We start from the raw sequence: 19922 nt of genomic DNA on the forward strand, positions 1-19922 counted from the left end.
TTTTAATGAGTTGAAGTAGTATATCGAGCTTTCATTTGTTCGATGAGTTGATCTTTTTCAGTCCAGAGTTCATGTACCCATTGTTGAAAACGTTCACGGTACACTGGGTCATCTTCATAGTTACCGCCGAGTACCCAAGCTGGTATTTCAATTTTACGAAGATTTACCGCAATTTGTGAAACATCACCTAACCAGAAATCGCCATAACCCGGTACACCGTCAGGGTAGACAATGGTCATATCAACTAAAGCATCAATTTTGTCGCCCAAAATATTTAGAGCCAGAGCCAAACCGCCTGCTTTAGGTTTCAATAAATGTTTATAAGGCGAATTTTGTTGGTCATGTTTTTCCTGAGTAAAACGAGTACCTTCCAAATAGTTTAATAAAGTAAAAGGTTGACTCAAGAGCTGTTCACACGCTTTACGTGCTTCCATCATATCGCGGTCTTTAAGCTCAGGGTTTTTCGCAATTTGCTCTTTGGTATGACGTTTCATCATTGGGAAGCCTAAAATTTTAAAGGCTTGACCAACGAACGGAATAAAGATGAGTTCCCACTTGGTAAAAAAGCGGGTAAGGGGCATACGGGTTAAGCCGAAATACTGGTTTACGGTAGTATCCACCCAGCTTTGATGGTTACACGTCATTAAGTAACGGCCTTGCATACTTAAATCAAGACCTTCGTCGATCGTAATATCCCATTTTAAATTAGGTAGAACATGGTCAATGAGCCAATTATTGACACTGAGCCAGCTGTTTGTAATTTGAATGTTGGTTTCATCTACTTTGGATGATTTTTTAAATAACTTGGTTAAGCCTAAAGCCAATACAGGTGGTCCATGAAAAAAGGTGCTACCTGTGATGACTGTACCTACAGTGAGTCCACGTGTAATTTTTTTTAGCGCAGATTGCTTATTGGGTGCAGTTGACATATAAATGGCCCCGAATATCCAAAATCCATAGAAAGTTGTTCAACTATAACTATCGTGAAATGAAATACAACGATATCTTAGACAACAATGAAGAAATTGTGATGAGTGCACGTCTTAAAGTGCATCAAAATATTACAAAAAACTAACTAAACTGTTTATTATTAACAAAATATCAATGTTTTATACTTCCTTTTTGTTTCATTATTCACTCAACAACAAAACACTCAAAGTGAGGAGGCATGCAATGCGTGCATTAGTTATTTCAACAGTGGTAGGGGCAGCAGTAGTACTTTCTGGTTGTCAAACAACAGGTAACAACCTTGGTGGCGTTGAATACGATAAAGCCGCATTAGGTACATTAATCGGTGCAGCAGCTGGTTACGGTATTTCTAAATCAAGTGCAAACTCTAGCCGTCAAAACAACCGTGCTGCGGCAATCGGTGCAGTTCTTGGTGCAGCTGGTGGTTTATACCTTGACCAAAAAGAGAAAAAATTACGTCAACAAATGGCTGGTACTGGCGTAGAAGTTGGTCGTAACCCAGATGGTTCTGTTCAATTGATCATGCCTGGTAGCATCACTTTTGATACAAACAAATCAAACATCAAGCCAAACTTCTATGCAACTTTGGACAAAGTAGCGCAAACATTGGCTGAAGATAACAAGAGCGCGATTTTGGTAACTGGTTACACAGATAACACTGGTAATGACTCTATCAACATCCCATTATCTCAATCACGTGCTCAATCAGTTAAAAGCTATTTAGCTGGTAAAGGCGTTCCATCTAGCCGTATCGATGCACAAGGTTATGGTTCTTCTAACCCAATCGCAGACAACTCAACTGCTTCTGGTCGTGAACAAAACCGTCGCGTAGAAATCAGCATTTATGCTAAACAATAAGATTTAGTTTATTGTTTCAAAAACCACCTTCGGGTGGTTTTTTTATGGGTGCAGTACAAGAAATAATCACGACATTCTGCGGCGCATAAATTGCATTATTAGACATCATTTATACATATCCGTAGATTTACTATTGGGATTCTAAAAAAGAGATGACTATAATCATGCTCGAAAAATTAAGAGGTAATACACGATGTCATCTGCCAGTCAACTGAACAACAAGCAAGAAGAAGCCATGAAATATACTCAAGGCCCTTTATTGGTGCTTGCTGGCGCTGGTTCAGGTAAAACATCGGTAATTACGCGTAAAATTGCCTATTTGGTGCAACATTGCCGTATTCCTGCGCATCGTATTACAGCGATGACCTTTACCAATAAAGCTGCACGTGAAATGAAAGAGCGTGTGACCAAGCTTTTATCTCGTGAAGAAGCAAAAGGTTTATCCGTTTCGACTTTCCATACTTTTGGTTTAAATCTTTTACGTTTAGAACTTAAAAATTTACCTTTAAAAGCTAATTTTTCGATTTTGGATGCAGATGACTGTAAACGCATTTTGATGGATTTGATGCATCGCGATAATTTGTCGGGTGCGGAGAGTAAAGAATTAATTGCCAAGGCAATGAAGAAAATTTCAGATTGGAAGAACGATCTGATTTTGCCTGAACAAGCACATTCGACGTGTGAAACTCCTGAAGATGTGCAGTTTGCTCACCTTTACCAACTTTATGAACGTAATTTACGTGCCTACAATGCTGTCGATTTTGATGACCTCATTGTTATGCCAACCCGCTTATTACAAGAAAATGCAGAAGTACGTGACAAGTGGCAAAACCGTGTTCGTTATTTATTGGTCGATGAATATCAAGATACCAATACCGCGCAATATATTTTAGTGAAATTGTTGGTTGGTGTAATGGGGCAGTTTACAGCTGTGGGTGATGATGACCAGTCGATTTACGCATGGCGTGGAGCGAAGCCTGAAAACATGGCTTTGCTTAAACAAGATTTCCCAAATTTACATATTATTAAGCTTGAGCAAAATTACCGCTCAACCAGCCGTATTTTGAAAGCTGCGAACTGTGTAATTCAAAATAACCCGCATATTTTTGATAAGAAATTGTGGAGTGATAAAGGGCATGGCGAGGTCATCCGAATTATTACCTGTCGTAATGATGATGATGAAGCAGAACGTGTAGTCAAAGACTTACTGACTCATAAACTGATGAATGGTAAGAACTGGAAAGATTACGCTGTGTTATACCGTGGAAACTTTCAGGCACGTGTATTAGAAACCCAGCTTCGCCAAATGCAAATCCCGTACAAACTCTCTGGCGGTACATCGTTCTTCGCTCGTGCAGAAATTAAAGACGTGATGAGCTATCTGCGTTTGATTATTAACCCTGAAGATGACAGTGCTTTCTTACGTATTATTAATACCCCTAAACGTGCGATTGGCCCAGTTACTCTTGAGAAGCTAGGTTTATTTGCCCAAGAAAATAATTTGTCTTTACTTGGTGCTTCTTCTGACCAACGCTTAAGCATGGTCCTTCCTAAAAAAGCAGAAACTCAATTGCATGAGTTTGCGGACTTTATCGCGACGTTTACGCGTGAGTTGCTAGAAGATGATGAGCCTGTGCCTAAAGTTCGTCAAATGATGAATGAAGCGGGTTATATCGACTATATTCGTGAACAGTCAGCAACACCTGCTCAAGAGAAAAGTAAGCTCGATAACATCGAGAATTTATTTACCAGTATTCAAAATCTGATTAATCGTGCAGAAGATGTTGATGAAAAGAACATTGAAAGCGTCATTCGCAAACTAGTATTACTTGACCTGTTAGAACAGCAGCAAGAAGAAGAGGACACTGACAAAGTAAACCTACTTACTTTGCATGCAGCAAAAGGTTTGGAGTTCCCATATGTGTACATTATGGGACTTGAAGAAGAGCTTTTACCGCATAAAAACTCGATCGCAGCTGAAACCATTGAAGAAGAACGCCGTCTTATGTACGTGGGTATTACCCGCGCACGTCAGGGCTTAACTTTGACTTTGGCAGAACAGCGTAAAAATGGTGGTCAAATGAAACAAATGACCCCAAGCCGTTTCCTTGATGAGCTTCCACAAGACGAACTCGAATGGTTAGGGCGTAAAAAGAAAATTGCAGCAAATGTTGATCCTAAAGAACAGGCTCAACAATATTTGGCAAATTTAAAAGCTTTATTAAAGCGTTAATTTTTTTAATTTTTAGGAAATCCCATGAAAGTTCAAGTTAAATTGCTCGATCCGCGTTTAGGTAAAGAATGGCCTTTACCTTCATATGCAACAGCAGGATCAGCAGGTTTAGATTTACGTGCCTGTTTAGATGAAGCAATTGAAATTGAACCAGGCCAAACTGTATTAGTTAAAACAGGTATGGCAATTTATATTCATGATGTGAATTTTGCTGGTTTAATTTTACCGCGTTCAGGTTTAGGCCATAAACACGGTATTGTTCTTGGTAATTTAGTTGGGTTAATTGACTCGGACTATCAAGGTGAATTGATGGTTTCAGTTTGGAACCGTGGTCAAACGACATTCCGTTTAGAACCGGGCGAGCGTTTAGCACAATATGTTTTAGTCCCAGTTGTTCAGGCTGAGTTTGAACAAGTAGAGGAATTTGAAGAAACTTTACGCGGTGCGGGCGGCTTTGGTCACACTGGTAAACAATAATTTACTTATAAAAAATAGTGAAAAGAAACGCCTGTTTTACAGGTGTTTCTTTTTATACCTTGAATGTTACAATGAATTATATTACAACACGCTTTACTCATACTCTTTTAACTTTTTTAGCAAATACCCTTTTGAATACTCTATGTTTTTGCGATAGATCAGATTGATCTTTAAATAGAAGATACGCTATGAATGTAAGACACTCATTCCCAAAAAATATTTTCCGTGCTTACGATATTAGAGGCAAACTTTCTTATTTAACTACGGACGTCGTCCGTTCAATTGCCTATGGATTGGCACAACAATATAAACAAGCAGAACAAACTCAACTGGTCATTGGTTATGATGCCCGCCTTACCAGCCCAGCTTATGCGCATTTAATCGAAGAGATATTGGTAGAGCAGGGTTTAACTGTTACAAACATTGGTTGCTGCTCGACCCCGATGATGTATTACATTGCACGTGAGTTTGGTGGTAACGGAATTATGGTAACCGCTAGCCATAATCCGAAATCAGATAATGGTATTAAATGGATTTTAAGAGGTGAACCTCCATCTCCAGAAATGATTCAGCAAGTCGGTGAGTTTGCCCAAACGTATGTTCCGACTCATCCAATTTCATTATTAGAATTATCAACTCCTCAATTTAAATCAGAATTTTGCAAAAAATACCAACAGGCTCTCTTTAACGATATTCAACTCAAACGCCCATTAAAAATCGTATTAGATGGTTTACATGGTTCGGCAGGGCATTGTGCGAAACTGGTACTTGAAAAAATGGGTTGTGAAGTCATTGCCTTACGTACTACTCCAAATGGCGAGTTCCCTGACCATGCGCCAGACCCTTCACATGCTGCCCATTTAAAAGAATTACGAAAAACGATTATTGAGCAAGCTGCCGATATTGGTATTGCGCTTGATGGTGATGGTGATCGTGTCGTATTACTCGATGAGAAAGCCAACATACTTACAGCTGACCGTTTATTGTCGCTATTTGCACAAATGTGTCTGGAACAACAACCAGATAAAGAAATCGTATTTGATGTGAAATGCTCACTGATGGTGCAAAGAACCGTAGAGCGACTCGGTGGTAAACCGAAAATGATTCGTACGGGTAGTAGTTTCCTCCGTTCTTATTTATCTAAGTCCAAAGGTCATGCCATTTTTGGTGGTGAATATGCTGGCCACTATGTGTTTAATGACGGACGCGGTTTTGGATATGACGATGGTATATATGCTGCACTGCGCGTAATGGAATATTTCACCGAGTCTAGTGCGGCAACAGTTTCAGATTTATTTTCTATTTATCCTGAAAGATGCTGTACCGAAGATACCTATATCAGTACTCACCAATCAGACCCTAAGCATGTATTGCAAGATATTGAAATTTTGAGCCATCGTTTAGGCGCTCATATTAGTAAAATTGATGGCGTACGTCTTGATTTTGATGATGGTTTTGGCATTATTCGAGCATCAAATACGGGTGAGTATTTTACCGTAAGATTTGATGCTGATAGTCCTTTGCGTTTAAAGGAAATTCAGCAAAAATTTATTGATATGTTGCAAGAGCGTTACCCGCAAATTGCACAAGAACTTTCTGAGGCCTAATAAGGAGAGGCGCAATGCCACAACATCAGCATCTTGGCGTCGACAAAGCAAAAATCTTGATTGAAGCTTTGCCATATATTCAACGTTTTTCTGGTAAGACGCTGGTGGTGAAATACGGTGGTAATGCGATGACTGATCCGGAATTGGAAAGTTCATTCGCTCGCGATATCGTTTTACTTAAAACTGTGGGTTTAAACCCGGTTGTTGTACATGGTGGCGGCCCACAAGTTGATTCTTTCTTAAAACAATTAGGCCGTGAGTCTGATCGTATTGATGGTATGCGTGTGACCGATCAAGCCACTATGGAAGTGGTTGAAATGGTCCTAGGCGGTAGCGTAAACAAATCTATTGTTAATTTGATTAATAAACATGGTGGACGTGCAATTGGCTTGACTGGTCAAGATGGCAATCTATTACGTGCCCGTAAATTATTAATGGAAAAGCACGAAGAAGACGGTTCTATCAAACATATCGACTTAGGTATGGTGGGTGAAGTAACTGGGGTAAAAACAGACGTATTAGAGATGTTTACCCAAAGTGACTTTATTCCGGTTATTGCACCATTGGGTGTCGATGAAAAAGGTAATACCTACAACATTAATGCTGACTTGGTCGCTGGTAAGGTTGCTGAAGCATTAGGCGCAGAAAAATTAATTCTGCTTACGAATATTACTGGCGTATTAGATGAAAACAAAAATCTCTTAACTGGTTTAACCACACAAGAAGTTGACCGTTTAATCGAGACAGGCGTGATTTACGGCGGAATGATTCCTAAAGTAGGTTGCGCGCTTGATGCCGTAAAAGGCGGTGTTGTGAGTGCACACATTGTAGATGGTCGTGTACCACATGCAACATTACTTGAAATCTTTACAGATCACGGTGTGGGTACGCTCATTTCTAACCGTTCAAATGCATCTCACTAAAGTGAGTATTTTGATTAAAAGACCACGCTAAGTGGTCTTTTTTTATGTCATTTAATTTTGGTCATTTTTTTGTCATGAGCTTTGACTAGTGTAAGGGGTGTCACTAGGAGCGTTCATTATGCTGGAAAAATTTAATCAATATCGCCAAACGTGGACTTTACCTCTAAATCGTCATAAGACTACGAATCAAACACAATTTCGCTTTGAATGGGTTGATAATTTAAAAGAATTACAAGATGTACAACGGTTTCGCGCACAACAATTTAGTAAACAATTCGGTATTCATTTTGAAGATAACTTAGATCAAGATATTTACGATTTTAGCTGTGAGCATGCAGTATTACGTGAGAAATGGACGGGAGAGATAGTGGCTTATACGCGACTCAAGCTCTTTCAAGGCCATGAAATAGCGCAAAGCTATAGTGCTCATGAGTTTGATATTGTTCCTCACTTATCGCATTTGCCAAATGTATTAGAAATAGGGCGTACCTGCGTACATCCACGTTTTCGTAATGGTAAGGCACTTTCAACGTTATGGCTGAATCTAGCACCTAAAGTGTTGTGGTCAATGCGAGCTAAATACTTGATGGGCTGTGTAAGTATTCACCTGCAAGATAATTTGGCCAGAGCGTACTATACGCACCGCCAGATTCAACAATTACCAGACAGCAAAACCATCGATATTCGTTCTAAAAAAATTTATGAACCTGAATATCCAGAGTTCAGTTTTCCTCAAGATGAACGTATGCCAAAACTGTTCCAAATGTATTTGAGTATGCAATCTAAACTGTCTAAAAATGCCTTTTTTGATGCTGAATTTAACTGTCTCGATTATTTTGTATTTTTGGAAGTAAATAAAATCGCGACTTCCTTTGTAATGAACAAAATGGCTCAACGATAAAGATATCTTATATTTTGTAATAGCGAGCGCATATTGGGATTTACAAGCTATTTTACTCTCATGCACAATAGTATGTATGAGGTAATGAAGCGAAAAGTTTAGAACAATATGTGCCAGCTATTAGGAATGAATTGTGCAACACCAACGGATATCACTTTTTCTTTCCGTGGTTTTTCACAGCGCGCAGGAATTACCTCGGACCATAGTGATGGTTTTGGTATAGCCTTTTTTGAAGACAAGGCATGCCGTTTATTTGTAGACAACCAGTCTGCGGTTGAATCTCCAATAGCTGATCTTATTCGTAACTATCCCATCAAATCACGTAATGTAATCGCCCATATTCGTAAGGCGACTCAAGGCAAAATCACGCTTGAGAACTCACATCCTTTTATTCGTGAGTTATGGGGACGTCACTGGATTTTTGCCCATAATGGTGATTTACATGATTTTAATCCACCTTTGAGCGGGCGTTTTACACCTGTAGGAAATACAGATAGCGAAAGAGCATTTTGTTATTTACTCGACCAACTCGTAGAAGTATTTGGTTATGAAGAGCCAAGTCTTGAACAGATATTTGAAGTGTTAGAGAAAATTTCTCCGCAAATTGCAGAATATGGCACATTTAATTTCTGTTTATCTAATGGTAAAGCATTATTTAGTTATGCCATTACTAAATTACATTGGTTAGTTCGTGAATATCCATTTAATAATGCACATTTAATTGATTTAGATGTCGAAGTTGATTTTAGTCAGGTGACTACTCCTGAAGATCGAGTTGCAGTAATTACTACTGAGCCTTTAACACATAATGAAACTTGGACAGCTTATCAACCCGGTGAAATGATTTTATTTCAACATGGTCAGCCTATAAAAAAATCAATAACACATGTTGAAAGATTAATACGTGAAGAGAAAAACCCTGAACTTAAACGTATTACTCGGGCAGACCAATATTAATTTTTAAGTAAATGAGTGTAAATGCTTAATTAATATATATATTTGCTTAATTAATGATAAAGTATTTTGTTTAAAAAATACTTTATTGTTTTAGTCGGTTAATATTATTTAATTTATTAAAAATCAGATACTTAATTCATTATCTATTTTTATTTATATAAAGCCGACGAAATAGGTTTGTTTTTATTTATACCCTTTAAAGATAAGATGCGGCTTATGCAACAGTCATTGAACATCATTGGGGGTGGTGTATGAAAATGAAATGGGCTTCAGAATATAATACGGGTATTGATGTTATTGATGAGCAACACAAACGGATTCTTGATTATATTAACGAAATTGATGATGTAAAAGATGATGAAGATAGACGTCGTATTAAGGATGTTTTAGATAACATTATTGATTATACGCAGTCACATTTTACCTTTGAAGAAAGTTTGCAAGAAGAAGCTGATTATAAATATAGAGTACCTCATAAACGTGTACATGACTTGTTTATTAAGAAAATAGAGTTATACCGAGAACGTTTTGAAATGGGACATACGATTGAAGCTGAATTACAAGAGATTTTGGCTAAATGGTTAATTAATCATATTCAACATGATGATGCTGATTATGTGGGAGCAGTAAAAGAAAATATGATGGGGATTATTAGAGAAAAAGAAAAGAAGAAAGGAAAGAACTGGTTCGCCCGTTTTTTCTCATAACTCTAACTCGAAAAACTCTAATATACAGTTAGCGCGGCAAACTATCGTTTCGGTGGTTTGCTTTTTTTATGGCGCAAACTTTGATTTTCATGCATGAGACGGGCAAAATATCTAAAGACTTTTTCAAGGAATGCATAATGCAGGACATACCTATGTCACGTTGGTTATCGCCTCTTATGGCGTTTTGCTTATCTTTTGTCATCATGGCCACTTTGGCACCAACCATGGGCATCCAGATTGATCGTCAGCTCGATTTCTGGTTATTGTGGTTTGGCACAATGTTGTTATTGGCATTACCAGTTTGTTATTTGGAAATTGCTTTAGCAAAACGATCTAAAACAACCGCTTTAAATGCGTTATCGAGTTTAACTCGTGAAGCAGATAGCTCGCCTAAATGGCGCGTGGTTGGCTGGCTTGCTGTTGTTTTTATTCCTTTCTTGGCGGGTAATGTGCTGAGCACCGCAAGCAATATATTAGTTGCGCAGTTTGCTCCAAGCATTTCAGGTCAAATCATTTTTGCAGGCCTTGCAGTTGCTGCCTTGGTCTTATCATTTATTCCTCGTCAAATTCTTGTTTTGTTAATGACCTTAGGGGTAATCGCTTCTATCGTGTTAGCAAACATGATGGGTACGACTTTACAGCCTTGGCATTGGACCAATGTAGAGTTTAAAGAGTGGGGTAATGCAACCGTACTTGCGCTTGTAGCGAGTGGTTTAGGTTTAGGACTTTACTGGCAAAATAGTGTCGGCACTGTTCAGACTCAAGAAGGTGCAACTAAAACTGTTCTTCCAATTTGGTTGGCTCAGCTCATCGCTGTAATTGCTTTTGGTTTCTTCTCGCTTCAAGCTCAATTACCTGTCCTTACGTGGATATTTACAGGTGTGATGACCTCAGCGTTATTTGTGCAATTGGCAAGAGAGCAACTTGCTCAGCGTCAGCTTATGCCTGTTTTACAATGGGTAATTCTTGTTGTTGCGATTGCAGTTTGGGCGGTGCCTGAACTTCATCACTTATTTACGCTTGTTCTTATGCTTTGGGGCTTACTCATTAGTTTGATCTATGCAATTTTTGCAGGTTGGATTATGAAAATTAGTCACTTACGTAAATCGATGAATTTCAGCAATGAGCTTTTCTATAATTTATGGCGTATTGCTGTACGTATTGTATTGCCACTTTCAATTATTGTGGCAATGATTGCTGTAATTGGGCAAAGTATCTAATGGAACGCATTCAACAAGTTTGGGTGGCGTTTGCGGCGCCAGAGCAACAGTTCCTAATCTCTGTTCTATTTGAACAGGGAATGACTGCTTCACAGGCAGTTCAAGTTAGTGGTTTATCAAGTCAAGTTGATTTGCCTGAACCACTTCAGCTCGGTGTTTTTGGTGTAAAAGTAGAAGCTAATACAGTACTACAAGCAGGTGATCGAGTTGAGGTTTATAGACCTTTAACGATTAATCCAAAAGATATTCGCCGGAAACGTGCCGCGAAGAATCCTGTGGGCAGATACATTAAAGGCAATCGCTTTAAGCAATCAGCTCAATAAGCAAAACCCCTCAAGTTTTTTCACTTGAGGGGTTTCTTTTTATTAGAAAAAACGATTATAGTGGTGGGGCAGTTAAGATCGCCTCTTTAGAAGCAGGTAAACCTGGTTGCGATTCTGGAATAGTTTCTAAACCTTCAATTTTAGTTACAGTTCCAGTTCCATCAAAGTAAATTTTTAAATGCTGACCATGTGCTGCGGGGATTTTCGCTTTTTTAGCATATGTTCCCGGGATATAGTTGTAGATATAGTCCCAACGTTGTGGATTGAGGGGATCAGTCACTGTTGGGCTACCAAGCAAAAAGCGCACTTGCTGGAAATTCATGCCGACTTGTACTTGAGAGGCTTGAGCTTTAGTCAATGGAGTCCCTTGAGGAATATCAACCTTATATACACCAAAGATTGAACAACCAGCTAGGAGTGAAGTGACGAATAACGTCAGCATGAGTTTTTGCATTTTGCTACACTATCCCAATAAATTATGATGCATTTGATCAAAGGATAGATCATACTTCATATAAATTCTATTGCCTATTCCAACTTGAGATTTGTTGAGAGACCTTTTTTCATGCCTATTTCCAATCAAGATTTGCGCAAAGCTGGACTTAAAGTTACCCTTCCACGAATTAAGATTTTGGAATTATTAGAAAATTCAAAACAGCATCATCTTAGCGCTGAAGATATTTACAAGACTTTGTTAGAGCAAGGGGAAGATGTCGGACTTGCGACAGTTTACCGTGTGTTAACACAATTTGAAGCTGCGGGCATTATTCAACGTCATCATTTTGAAAATAACCATTCTGTTTTCGAAATTATGCAAGAAGATCACCACGATCACTTGGTTTGCCAAAACTGTAACAAAGTTATTGAATTTACTAATGATGTTATCGAGAAAGAACAGCATTCTGTAGCAGAACAACATGGGTTCACCTTAACGGGTCACTCATTAAATCTCTATGGTTACTGTAATGAACCTGAATGTCAGGATGCACTGCGCAAGAAATAATCGTTTTCACATAAAGAAAACAAATAAAAAAGGAAGGTTACGTTTAACCTTCCTTTTTTTATGAAGAAATTACTGACGGTCGAAAGTTAAATGCTGTTTTTCGTCTGTAATTTGATCAGGACCTTCATTTGCAAGCTTAATCGTTAAACGTAAATCGTTTGGTGAGTCGGCATGTTTAAGGGCATCTTTATAAGTAATTTGGCCTGCTTTATATAAATCAAATAAAGCTTGGTCAAAGGTCTGCATCCCCAGTTCACGTGAGCGTTTCATTAAATCTTTAATTTCATGAATTTCGCCTTTACGGATATAGTCTGAAATTAATGGTGAGTTAATTAAAATCTCAATCGCTGCACGACGTGAATTACCGTCTGGTGTTGGAATAAGCTGCTGTGCAATCATGGCTTTTAAGTTAAGCGATAAGTCCATGTAGAGCTGACTATGTCGGTCACTTTCAAAGAAGTGAATAATACGGTCGAGCGCTTGGTTAGCGTTGTTGGCGTGCATGGTAGCTAATACAAGGTGACCTGTTTCAGCGAAGCCAATTGCATAGTCCATCACTTCACGCGAACGGATCTCACCAATTAAGATGACATCGGGTGCTTGTCGTAACGTGTTTTTTAAAGCAATTTCGAATGAGTCAGTATCGATACCGACTTCACGTTGTGTAATAATGCAGCCCGCATGTTCGTGAATAAACTCAATTGGGTCTTCAATGGTAATGATATGGCCTTTGGAGTTATGGTTACGATGGCTGATCATTGAAGCCAATGAAGTCGATTTACCAGTACCTGTTGCACCTACGAAAATAATAATGCCACGTTTGGTCATCGATAAATCTTTAAGCACAGTGGGTAACTGTAAGTCATCAATTGAAGGAATTTTAGTTTCAATTCGACGTAGTACCATGCCCGGCATATCGCGTTGCTGAAAAGCACTCACACGAAATCGCGCCGTTTTATCGCGGTTCATAATGGCAAAGTTACATTCACGAGTGTCTGCGAATTCTTTACGCTGTTTGTCACTCATGATGGAATGTAAGAGTTGACCAATTACTTCGCCTGAAAGACTATTTTTTGAAATTGGAACAATTTGCCCGTTAATCTTCATTGATGGTGCAACGCCATCTGTAATAAAAAGATCCGATGATTTTTTCTCAACCATCAGGTTGAGCAAGTCATTAAAATCCATAATTGTATTCTCGCTGTTTTGTTATTTTTATAGGAATGATTCAGGCTGTTTCGCCGCTGTACGAGCCGTTTGCGGGCTAATTACACCACGAGACACCAAGTTTTTTAAGCTTTGGTCGAGGGTCGTCATACCATGGTTGGCACCTGTCTGAATAGCTGAATACATTTGTGCGACTTTGTTTTCACGAATTAAGTTACGAATGGCAGGAATACCAATCATGATTTCATGTGCTGCCACACGACCACCGCCATTCTTTTTAAGTAGGGTCTGCGAAATAACGGCTTGTAAAGATTCAGACAACATGGCACGAACCATGTCTTTTTCTTCGGCAGGGAATACGTCAATTACACGGTCAATGGTTTTTGCAGCTGACGTGGTGTGAAGCGTACCAAATACCAAGTGACCTGTTTCGGCAGCAGTAAGTGCTAATCGAATCGTTTCAAGGTCACGCATCTCACCGACCAAAATAATATCAGGGTCTTCACGTAGTGCTGAGCGAAGTGCTTCATTAAAGCCATGTGTATCACGGTGTACTTCACGCTGGTTAATCAGGCATTTCTTGGACTGATGTACAAATTCGATTGGGTCTTCAACCGTTAAAATATGGTCATAACGGTTTTCATTAATATAGTCCATCATTGCCGCAAGCGTAGTTGATTTACCCGAACCTGTTGGCCCTGTCACCAGTACAATCCCGCGAGGATAGTCGCAAATATCTTTAAAGATTTGACCTAAGCCTAAATCTTCCATGGTGAGTACTTTAGATGGAATGGTACGAAATACTGCGCCAGCACCACGGTTTTGGTTAAATGCATTCACACGGAAACGTGCAACATTAGGTACTTCAAAAGAAAAGTCAGTTTCAAGTTTTTCTTCATAGTCACGGCGCTGTTTATCGTTCATGATGTCATAAACAAGACGGTGGACATCTTTATGTTCTAAGGCTGGTAAGTTAATACGACGAACTTCACCATCGACACGAATCATTGGTGGCATGCCAGCAGATAAGTGTAAATCGGACGCGCCATTTTTCACAGAGAAGGCGAGTAGCTCTGTAATATCCATAATTTCCCCAAGTAAATTAAAATATGTCATTATTTTGTAGAATAATATACGGCTTTCACCGAGGCTTACCAACACCTCGCTTTAGGTGAAAAGCAAAAAAGTTTTTTGAAAATGAGAACCTTGTCAATGAATTACCTGCAAGATGCGCGACAGCACGTATTACAGCAAATCAGAACTGCTTGTGAACATGCTCAGCGTGCGCCTGAAACTGTGCAACTTTTAGCCGTATCAAAAACACATCCAAGTGAAAGATTGCATGAAATGTATGCAGCAGGGCAAAGGGCATTTGGTGAAAATTATTTACAAGAAGCTTTGGATAAAATTGAAGCTCTGCATGACTTAGACATTGAATGGCATTTTATTGGGCATGTTCAACGCAACAAAACTAAGCATTTGGCTGAAAAGTTTGATTGGGTACATGGTGTAGATCGTTTGATTATTGCAGAGCGTTTGTCTAACCAACGTGGTGATGACCAAGCTGCACTTAATATTTGTTTGCAAGTGAATATTGATGGCCAAGACAGTAAAGATGGCTGTGCGCCGGAAGAAGTTGCCGAGTTAGTTGCTCAAATTAGTCAACTGCCGAAAATTAAACTACGTGGCTTAATGGTCATTCCGGCACCGGACAATACTGCAGCTTTCGCAGATGCTAAAAAGCTATTTGATGAGGTGAAAGAGCAACACGCTCATGTGCAAGACTGGGATACATTAAGCATGGGAATGTCGGGTGATTTAGATGCCGCAATTGCCGCAGGTTCGACCATGGTCCGTGTAGGTACAGCTTTGTTTGGTAAGCGTGACCCGATTGAGAAAAAATAACTTTTACGGGTTAGCTAAATATTTTGTGGTGGAACTGTAATCAGTTAATTTAAATTTAATTTTCCTCATTTATAAACCAGATATTTTAATATTTGAGTGTGTAATGTATGGATTTGTTGCATGTTTTCATTCTGGCAGTCATTCAGGGGTTTGCTGAATTATTGCCAGTTTCTAGTTCCGCACACGTTATTTTAGCTGAAAAGTTAATGGGGTATGATCCATCTGCACCTGACATGACATTCTTACTTGTAATGTTGCATACAGGTACGATGTTTGCAGTGATCGTTTACTTTTGGAAATCTTGGAAAAAAACTTATTTTTCTTCTTGGGAAAGTTTTAAAAAACAAGCCTTCTATATTATTTTGGCAACCCTAATTACTGGTGTACTTGGTTTAGCGCTCCAATCTATTATTAAACATGTGTTTTTCGGTGGCGCGAGCAGTTTCGAAATTGAGCATTTGTTTAGTAACTCAAAACTCATGGCTGCTGCACTAATTTCAACAGGTGTCCTGATTATTTTATCTTCGCGTTTAGATCGCGGACAATCGGGTGAAATCAGTTTGCGTAGTGCTTCTATTATTGGGGCAGTACAGGCGTTATGTTTACCTTTCCGTGGTTTTTCACGTTCAGGTGCAACCATTTCTACAGGGCTATTTTTAGGTGTATCTCGCCAAAAGGCTGAAGAGTTCAGTTTTGCGTTGGCTGTGGTATTAACACCAGCAGTAATTTTAAAAGAATTATATCGTTTAGTTCACGCTCAAGGCTTACAAACCGTAGCTCATGGACAAGTGTTCCATTCGATGGTTCTAAGCTTGTTGGGTATGTGCTTTAGCTTTGGTGCTGGTCTTTTGGCATTGAAATGGTTGTCTTCATGGTTAGAACATGGCCGTTGGCATTTGTTCGGTCTGTACTGTATTGGTTTTGCGATTGTCGTACTCTGCGTGAATTAATTCTTTTATGTTTTAAAAATAAAAAATTAGTACATGACCATACAAGAAACAAAGGGGCGTAAATAATACGCCTCTTTGTTATATAAGATTCAATCAAATTTAAGATAGGAAATCTTGGTAAGTTAACCCACGACCTCAATTGTACTTGCGCCAGCACCAAGTGGTTTCACTTGAATTTGTACAGGAATACGCTCATGCATTTCTTGAATATGTGAAATGAGAATGACCTGACGACCCTGATTTTGCAATTGATCCAAAGCATTCATAACCATATGCAAAGATGAGGCATCCAAAGTACCAAAACCTTCATCAATAAACAGCGATTCAATTTTCATTGAACCCGAGGCCATATTGGCAATGGCTAAAGACAAAGCCAGCGCAGTTAAGAATGACTCACCGCCAGATAAAGAGGCAACAGAGCGGGTTTCTCCATCCATGTCATGGTCAATAATCGCAAGACTTAAAGATTGATCTAAACGTTTTAACGTATAACGCTGAGAAAGCATCGCCAGTTGTTGGTTGGCATGTTCTACTAAAATATCTAAATGATATTGCTGAGCGTAGTCGCGGAACTCTTTACCTTTGGCGTCACCAATCAAACCTGAAATTTTGCTCCAGCGATGTTCTTCTTGCTGAATGTTTTGAATTTGTTCGGCGTATTGTTGCTGCTTCGCAAGGTTTTGCTGATGTACTTCGAGCTTAAGCTTAAGTCGATCACGTACTTCAAGTTGTGCTTTAAGTTCTGCAATATTGTCTTGAATGAGGCTCACAAGCTTTTCATGCTCAATATCTGGTTGAGTTTGTAAATGCTCACTCAATTGCTCTTGCATGGTCTTAAGAGCAGAAGAGGCTTCACTTAATAAACGCTCGGCATGATTAAGACGGTTACGAATGTCTTGCTCTTGTGCAGAATTAATCTGTATGAGCGCCGTAAGATCAGATACCTGAAAATCAGTATGGGCTTTTAACCAGTTTTGAATTTGCCCATCAATCTGCTGCTGATGTTGTTCTGTGTGTTGATGCTGATGTTTAAGTTGATCGAGCGCCTGTTTTTGTTGTTCAAAGTGCTGTCTGGTTTGTTCGAAACGTTGTTTAGCCTCATGATACGCCGTTTGTTGGTGCTGACGTTTAGCGTCATGCTCAATTAACCATTCATGCGGCTTAATATCCGAATGGCCCGTCATTTGCTGAATGAGCGATACCGCTTTTTCATTATTTTGTTGGCCTTTAAGCGTAATCTCTTGGAGATTTTGATCGATCTCATCAATTTGCTTGATCATTTGCTCAAGGCTAGCAGACAGCATTTTAAGTTCTTGCTGCTGTTGTTCAAAACGCTGTGAAAGCTGTTCTTGTTGTTCAAGTTGCTTAGCACGTGCATCAAGAATAGCCCAAGTCTGCTTAGCTGTTTGGCTACTTGCTTGCTGCCATGCGTGCTGTTCGGTTTCCGATAAACACTCAACAATATGTTGAACTTGTTGTTGCCATTGCTGTGCTGTATTGAGCAAGCTTTCATTGCGCTGAATAGTTTGAACAAGCTGATTGTGTTGTTTAATGGCTTGGGTTAAACGCACATTTTCTGAGTCAAATAAACTTATGGCAGTTTGCGTCGCTTGTCTCAGCTCATTAAGTGTTTGTAAGATTTGTTCAGGAGCTTGATTAAGCTCAATGTGTAATTGATTGAGGTTAAACGCTTGCTCAAGTTCTTGCTGTAAGTGCGTCTGTTTTACTTGCAGTTGAGCTAGGTATTTCTGAACTTGCTCAAGCTCGGCACGGCACTGAGTAAGTGCATGTTGCTGGGTTTGCCATGCATTAAATTTAGTTTGTTCTAGCGCTACTGCCTGTTGCTCTTGTTGTTGCTGCAAGTCGAATAAAGCTTTAGAGATTGCACTGTCATCAACACGATAGGGGTGATGTGTGCTTCCACACACTAAACAAGCTTCGCCATCTTTAAGATTGGCCCGTAGCTGCTCAATATTTTCGGTGTGTAATAAACGCTGCTGTTGCAGGATGTGCTGTAACTTTTCACGTTCAGTTTTTGCTGTTTGGTAGTCTTGTTCAGCTAACTGGCAAACGGTTTTAAGCTGCTGTTCTTGGGCTGAGACTTGAGTTTGTTTTTCAGTGAATTGCTGAAGCTCAGCATATAGCTCATGATAAATTTTTATTTTCTGTTGAATCAGATCTAACTGAGTGATTTGAGCAAGCTTCTGATCTTTGTCTTTATGCTGTTGTTCAAGTTTTAACTCAATCTGTTCAACTGTGCCTAGTGAAGTTACGAGTTGTTCGAGTTCACTTTTAGCTTCCGCTAGCTTTTGGCGGGCAAGGGTAGGGTTACCGAGCTGTTGTTCAATCGCTTGGTAATTTTGAATAAATTGTCCGAGCTGATGCAGATGCGCTGAGAGGCCTTTGTCCAACACAGCATATTGCTGAGTCTGAGTAAGCTGCTGTTGTAGATGAATTTGGTTCTGCTCAAGCTGTGCAATGTGCTGTTGCACACTGTTTTGCTGTTGTTGCACTGGACTGAGTTTCTGCTCAAGTACATTTTTCTTTTCTTTGCACTTTTTATATTCATCGGCAATAAAAGCACGTTCTTGAATGGACTGTCGAACTTGATTTAAAGCTTGTTGATGCTGTTGCTCAAAATCGAGTGTCTGTTTGAGTTCTTGTTCTGCAAGTTGATATTGTTTTTGTCCCGTTTCAAAAATTTGCACCAACTCATTAAACTTGGTCTGAGCTTGCTGAATTTGCGGCTCAAGTTGTTGTAGGGTTTGTAAATTTTGAGCTTGCTGAAAAACCTGTTGGCGTATTTCAGAAAAAACTTCGAGCCGTTTTAATTGCTCACGTTCAGGCACAAGTTGCTGATGATGGTTTTGCTGGGTTTGAAACTGTTGTTGTTTAGCTTGAACTTCTTGCTCAAGTTTCGCTTTACGTTCAAACCATTGTTGTTGTTTGTCTAAGACATTTTTTTGTTGTTCTAACTGTTGATGGTTTTGCTCGGCTTGCTGATATTGCTCGGTAAATGCAGCAATCTCTTCATCAGACAAAATTTCGATATGGCCTAAGAACTCTTCAAGCTGTTTACGCTGCTTTGCAATATCTGCGGTTTTACGAAAAGCCAGCTCACCAATTTTGGCGAAAATGCTGGAGTTGGTCAGGTACTCAAGTAATTCACCGCGTTCGCTGTCTCGTGCTTTTAAAAATGCGGTTACTTCTGACTGGGCAAGTAATACCGCACGAGTAAACTGTTCAAATGAAAGCTGGGTAATTTGTTTAACTTTTTCATCAACTGCTTTGGCTTTGTCGGCAAGCACCACGCCATCGGTCAGGCATTTTAAATGCCGTTGTACGCTTTGTAATTTACCATTTGGGTTTTCACGCGCACGTTTAATTTCCCAACGTGCCAAATAGCGTTTTTGATCTTGTGCGATAAAGCAAAGTTCAGCAAAACCATGTCCTGTACCACGGCGTAATACAGTCAAAGGTGAGTTAGTGAGTAACTCTGAACCATCAACATCTTTTAATTTACCGTCGCTGTCTTTAAGGCGAGGCACCCGATTAAACAAAGCTAGGCACATGGCATCTAAAATGGTCGACTTACCAGCACCAGTTTTTCCTACAATTGCAATAAGACCTGCATGGGCAAGAGGCGCGCTTTCAAAATCAATAAAGTGTTCATCAGAAAGAGATGCCAGATTTTTTATTCGAATGGATAAAATTTTCATGAC

Annotated in this window: 18 protein-coding genes; 13 read left to right on the forward strand and 5 right to left on the reverse strand. The window is 39.4% G+C overall.

All coding sequences use genetic code 11. The features are described from left to right. Positions 1-2 precede the first annotated feature (2 nt). On the reverse strand, positions 3-929 hold the full coding sequence (locus tag ACG59Z_RS08960) for an acyltransferase (protein WP_002051994.1): 927 nt from the start codon (positions 927-929) through the stop codon (positions 3-5). Between the two features lie 244 nt (positions 930-1173). Here ACG59Z_RS08960 and ACG59Z_RS08965 point away from each other — a divergent pair, with 244 nt between their 5' ends. The 10 genes from ACG59Z_RS08965 (at position 1174) to ACG59Z_RS09010 (ending at position 11175) form a co-directional block, all read left to right on the forward strand. After that, positions 1174-1827, forward strand: a complete 654-nt coding sequence (locus ACG59Z_RS08965) for an OmpA family protein (protein ID WP_263613087.1) — start codon at positions 1174-1176, stop codon at positions 1825-1827. A 193-nt stretch (positions 1828-2020) separates the two neighbouring features. Next, the gene (rep, locus tag ACG59Z_RS08970) at positions 2021-4060 is read left to right on the forward strand and encodes a DNA helicase Rep (RefSeq protein ID WP_263613088.1); all 2040 of its coding nucleotides are present in this window, start codon (positions 2021-2023) and stop codon (positions 4058-4060) included. 24 nt (positions 4061-4084) lie between these two features. Then, positions 4085-4537, forward strand: a complete 453-nt coding sequence (dut, locus tag ACG59Z_RS08975; protein WP_000868152.1) for a dUTP diphosphatase — start codon at positions 4085-4087, stop codon at positions 4535-4537. 188 nt (positions 4538-4725) lie between these two features. Beyond that, positions 4726-6144, forward strand: coding sequence for a phosphomannomutase/phosphoglucomutase (locus tag ACG59Z_RS08980; protein ID WP_400198863.1), 1419 nt, complete (start codon positions 4726-4728; stop codon positions 6142-6144). 14 nt (positions 6145-6158) lie between these two features. Continuing rightward, the gene (gene argB / locus ACG59Z_RS08985; protein WP_263613091.1) at positions 6159-7067 is read left to right on the forward strand and encodes an acetylglutamate kinase; all 909 of its coding nucleotides are present in this window, start codon (positions 6159-6161) and stop codon (positions 7065-7067) included. 118 nt (positions 7068-7185) lie between these two features. Beyond that, positions 7186-7968 carry a GNAT family N-acetyltransferase gene (locus ACG59Z_RS08990; RefSeq protein ID WP_400198864.1) on the forward strand — a complete coding sequence of 261 codons (783 nt, stop codon included), beginning with the start codon at positions 7186-7188 and terminating at the stop codon, positions 7966-7968. Between the two features lie 108 nt (positions 7969-8076). Then, positions 8077-8925: a class II glutamine amidotransferase gene (locus tag ACG59Z_RS08995; RefSeq protein ID WP_032047991.1), complete on the forward strand. Its 849-nt coding sequence runs from the start codon at positions 8077-8079 to the stop codon at positions 8923-8925. A 251-nt stretch (positions 8926-9176) separates the two neighbouring features. Continuing rightward, positions 9177-9632, forward strand: a complete 456-nt coding sequence (locus tag ACG59Z_RS09000; protein WP_000782976.1) for a bacteriohemerythrin — start codon at positions 9177-9179, stop codon at positions 9630-9632. Positions 9633-9784: 152 nt separating this feature from the next. After that, on the forward strand, positions 9785-10852 hold the full coding sequence (locus tag ACG59Z_RS09005; protein ID WP_400198865.1) for a hypothetical protein: 1068 nt from the start codon (positions 9785-9787) through the stop codon (positions 10850-10852). Next, positions 10852-11175, forward strand: a complete 324-nt coding sequence (locus ACG59Z_RS09010) for an RnfH family protein (protein WP_400198866.1) — start codon at positions 10852-10854, stop codon at positions 11173-11175. The genes ACG59Z_RS09005 and ACG59Z_RS09010 overlap by 1 nt, the downstream gene beginning before the upstream one ends. A 55-nt stretch (positions 11176-11230) precedes the next feature. Here ACG59Z_RS09010 and ACG59Z_RS09015 read toward each other — a convergent pair whose 3' ends face one another. Continuing rightward, the gene (locus ACG59Z_RS09015) at positions 11231-11629 is read right to left on the reverse strand and encodes an outer membrane protein assembly factor BamE (RefSeq protein WP_400198868.1); all 399 of its coding nucleotides are present in this window, start codon (positions 11627-11629) and stop codon (positions 11231-11233) included. 111 nt (positions 11630-11740) lie between these two features. On the opposite strand from ACG59Z_RS09015, the gene fur reads away from it, so the two are divergent. Continuing rightward, the gene (fur, locus tag ACG59Z_RS09020) at positions 11741-12178 is read left to right on the forward strand and encodes a ferric iron uptake transcriptional regulator (RefSeq protein WP_002052029.1); all 438 of its coding nucleotides are present in this window, start codon (positions 11741-11743) and stop codon (positions 12176-12178) included. 69 nt (positions 12179-12247) lie between these two features. On the opposite strand, the gene ACG59Z_RS09025 is transcribed toward fur, so the two are convergent. Together ACG59Z_RS09025 and ACG59Z_RS09030 are read right to left on the reverse strand one after the other, a co-directional pair. Next, entirely contained in the window at positions 12248-13366 is a 1119-nt protein-coding gene (locus tag ACG59Z_RS09025) for a PilT/PilU family type 4a pilus ATPase (protein ID WP_107972266.1), read from the reverse strand. A 27-nt stretch (positions 13367-13393) separates the two neighbouring features. Continuing rightward, entirely contained in the window at positions 13394-14431 is a 1038-nt protein-coding gene (locus ACG59Z_RS09030) for a type IV pilus twitching motility protein PilT (RefSeq protein WP_107972265.1), read from the reverse strand. A 126-nt stretch (positions 14432-14557) separates the two neighbouring features. Between ACG59Z_RS09030 and ACG59Z_RS09035 the strand changes: the two genes are divergently transcribed. Together ACG59Z_RS09035 and ACG59Z_RS09040 are read left to right on the forward strand one after the other, a co-directional pair. Further along, positions 14558-15250, forward strand: a complete 693-nt coding sequence (locus ACG59Z_RS09035; protein WP_400198871.1) for a YggS family pyridoxal phosphate-dependent enzyme — start codon at positions 14558-14560, stop codon at positions 15248-15250. 107 nt (positions 15251-15357) lie between these two features. Further along, positions 15358-16200, forward strand: coding sequence for an undecaprenyl-diphosphate phosphatase (locus ACG59Z_RS09040; RefSeq protein ID WP_400198872.1), 843 nt, complete (start codon positions 15358-15360; stop codon positions 16198-16200). A 122-nt stretch (positions 16201-16322) separates the two neighbouring features. Here the strand turns inward: ACG59Z_RS09040 and ACG59Z_RS09045 are convergent, their stop codons facing one another. Next, a complete protein-coding gene (locus ACG59Z_RS09045) occupies positions 16323-19919 on the reverse strand; it encodes an AAA family ATPase (RefSeq protein WP_400198874.1) in 3597 nt (1198 codons plus the stop codon). Positions 19920-19922 lie beyond the last annotated feature (3 nt).

Source organism: Acinetobacter sp. ABJ_C1_1 (genome assembly GCF_044684115.1).
Taxonomy (GTDB): Bacteria; Pseudomonadota; Gammaproteobacteria; order Pseudomonadales; family Moraxellaceae; genus Acinetobacter; species Acinetobacter nosocomialis_A.

Coding starts and splice junctions, on each gene's coding strand:
- ACG59Z_RS08990 (WP_400198864.1), top strand. CDS start 7,186: ATGCTGGAAAAATTTAATCAATATCGCCAAACGTGGACTTTACCTCTA.
- fur (WP_002052029.1), top strand. CDS start 11,741: ATGCCTATTTCCAATCAAGATTTGCGCAAAGCTGGACTTAAAGTTACC.
- ACG59Z_RS08965 (WP_263613087.1), top strand. CDS start 1,174: ATGCGTGCATTAGTTATTTCAACAGTGGTAGGGGCAGCAGTAGTACTT.
- ACG59Z_RS09045 (WP_400198874.1), bottom strand. CDS start 19,919: ATGAAAATTTTATCCATTCGAATAAAAAATCTGGCATCTCTTTCTGAT.
- dut (WP_000868152.1), top strand. CDS start 4,085: ATGAAAGTTCAAGTTAAATTGCTCGATCCGCGTTTAGGTAAAGAATGG.
- ACG59Z_RS09035 (WP_400198871.1), top strand. CDS start 14,558: ATGAATTACCTGCAAGATGCGCGACAGCACGTATTACAGCAAATCAGA.
- ACG59Z_RS09025 (WP_107972266.1), bottom strand. CDS start 13,366: ATGGATTTTAATGACTTGCTCAACCTGATGGTTGAGAAAAAATCATCG.
- ACG59Z_RS09030 (WP_107972265.1), bottom strand. CDS start 14,431: ATGGATATTACAGAGCTACTCGCCTTCTCTGTGAAAAATGGCGCGTCC.
- ACG59Z_RS09010 (WP_400198866.1), top strand. CDS start 10,852: ATGGAACGCATTCAACAAGTTTGGGTGGCGTTTGCGGCGCCAGAGCAA.
- ACG59Z_RS08960 (WP_002051994.1), bottom strand. CDS start 929: ATGTCAACTGCACCCAATAAGCAATCTGCGCTAAAAAAAATTACACGT.
- argB (WP_263613091.1), top strand. CDS start 6,159: ATGCCACAACATCAGCATCTTGGCGTCGACAAAGCAAAAATCTTGATT.
- ACG59Z_RS08995 (WP_032047991.1), top strand. CDS start 8,077: ATGTGCCAGCTATTAGGAATGAATTGTGCAACACCAACGGATATCACT.
- ACG59Z_RS09005 (WP_400198865.1), top strand. CDS start 9,785: ATGTCACGTTGGTTATCGCCTCTTATGGCGTTTTGCTTATCTTTTGTC.
- ACG59Z_RS09040 (WP_400198872.1), top strand. CDS start 15,358: ATGGATTTGTTGCATGTTTTCATTCTGGCAGTCATTCAGGGGTTTGCT.
- rep (WP_263613088.1), top strand. CDS start 2,021: ATGTCATCTGCCAGTCAACTGAACAACAAGCAAGAAGAAGCCATGAAA.
- ACG59Z_RS09000 (WP_000782976.1), top strand. CDS start 9,177: ATGAAAATGAAATGGGCTTCAGAATATAATACGGGTATTGATGTTATT.
- ACG59Z_RS09015 (WP_400198868.1), bottom strand. CDS start 11,629: ATGCAAAAACTCATGCTGACGTTATTCGTCACTTCACTCCTAGCTGGT.
- ACG59Z_RS08980 (WP_400198863.1), top strand. CDS start 4,726: ATGAATGTAAGACACTCATTCCCAAAAAATATTTTCCGTGCTTACGAT.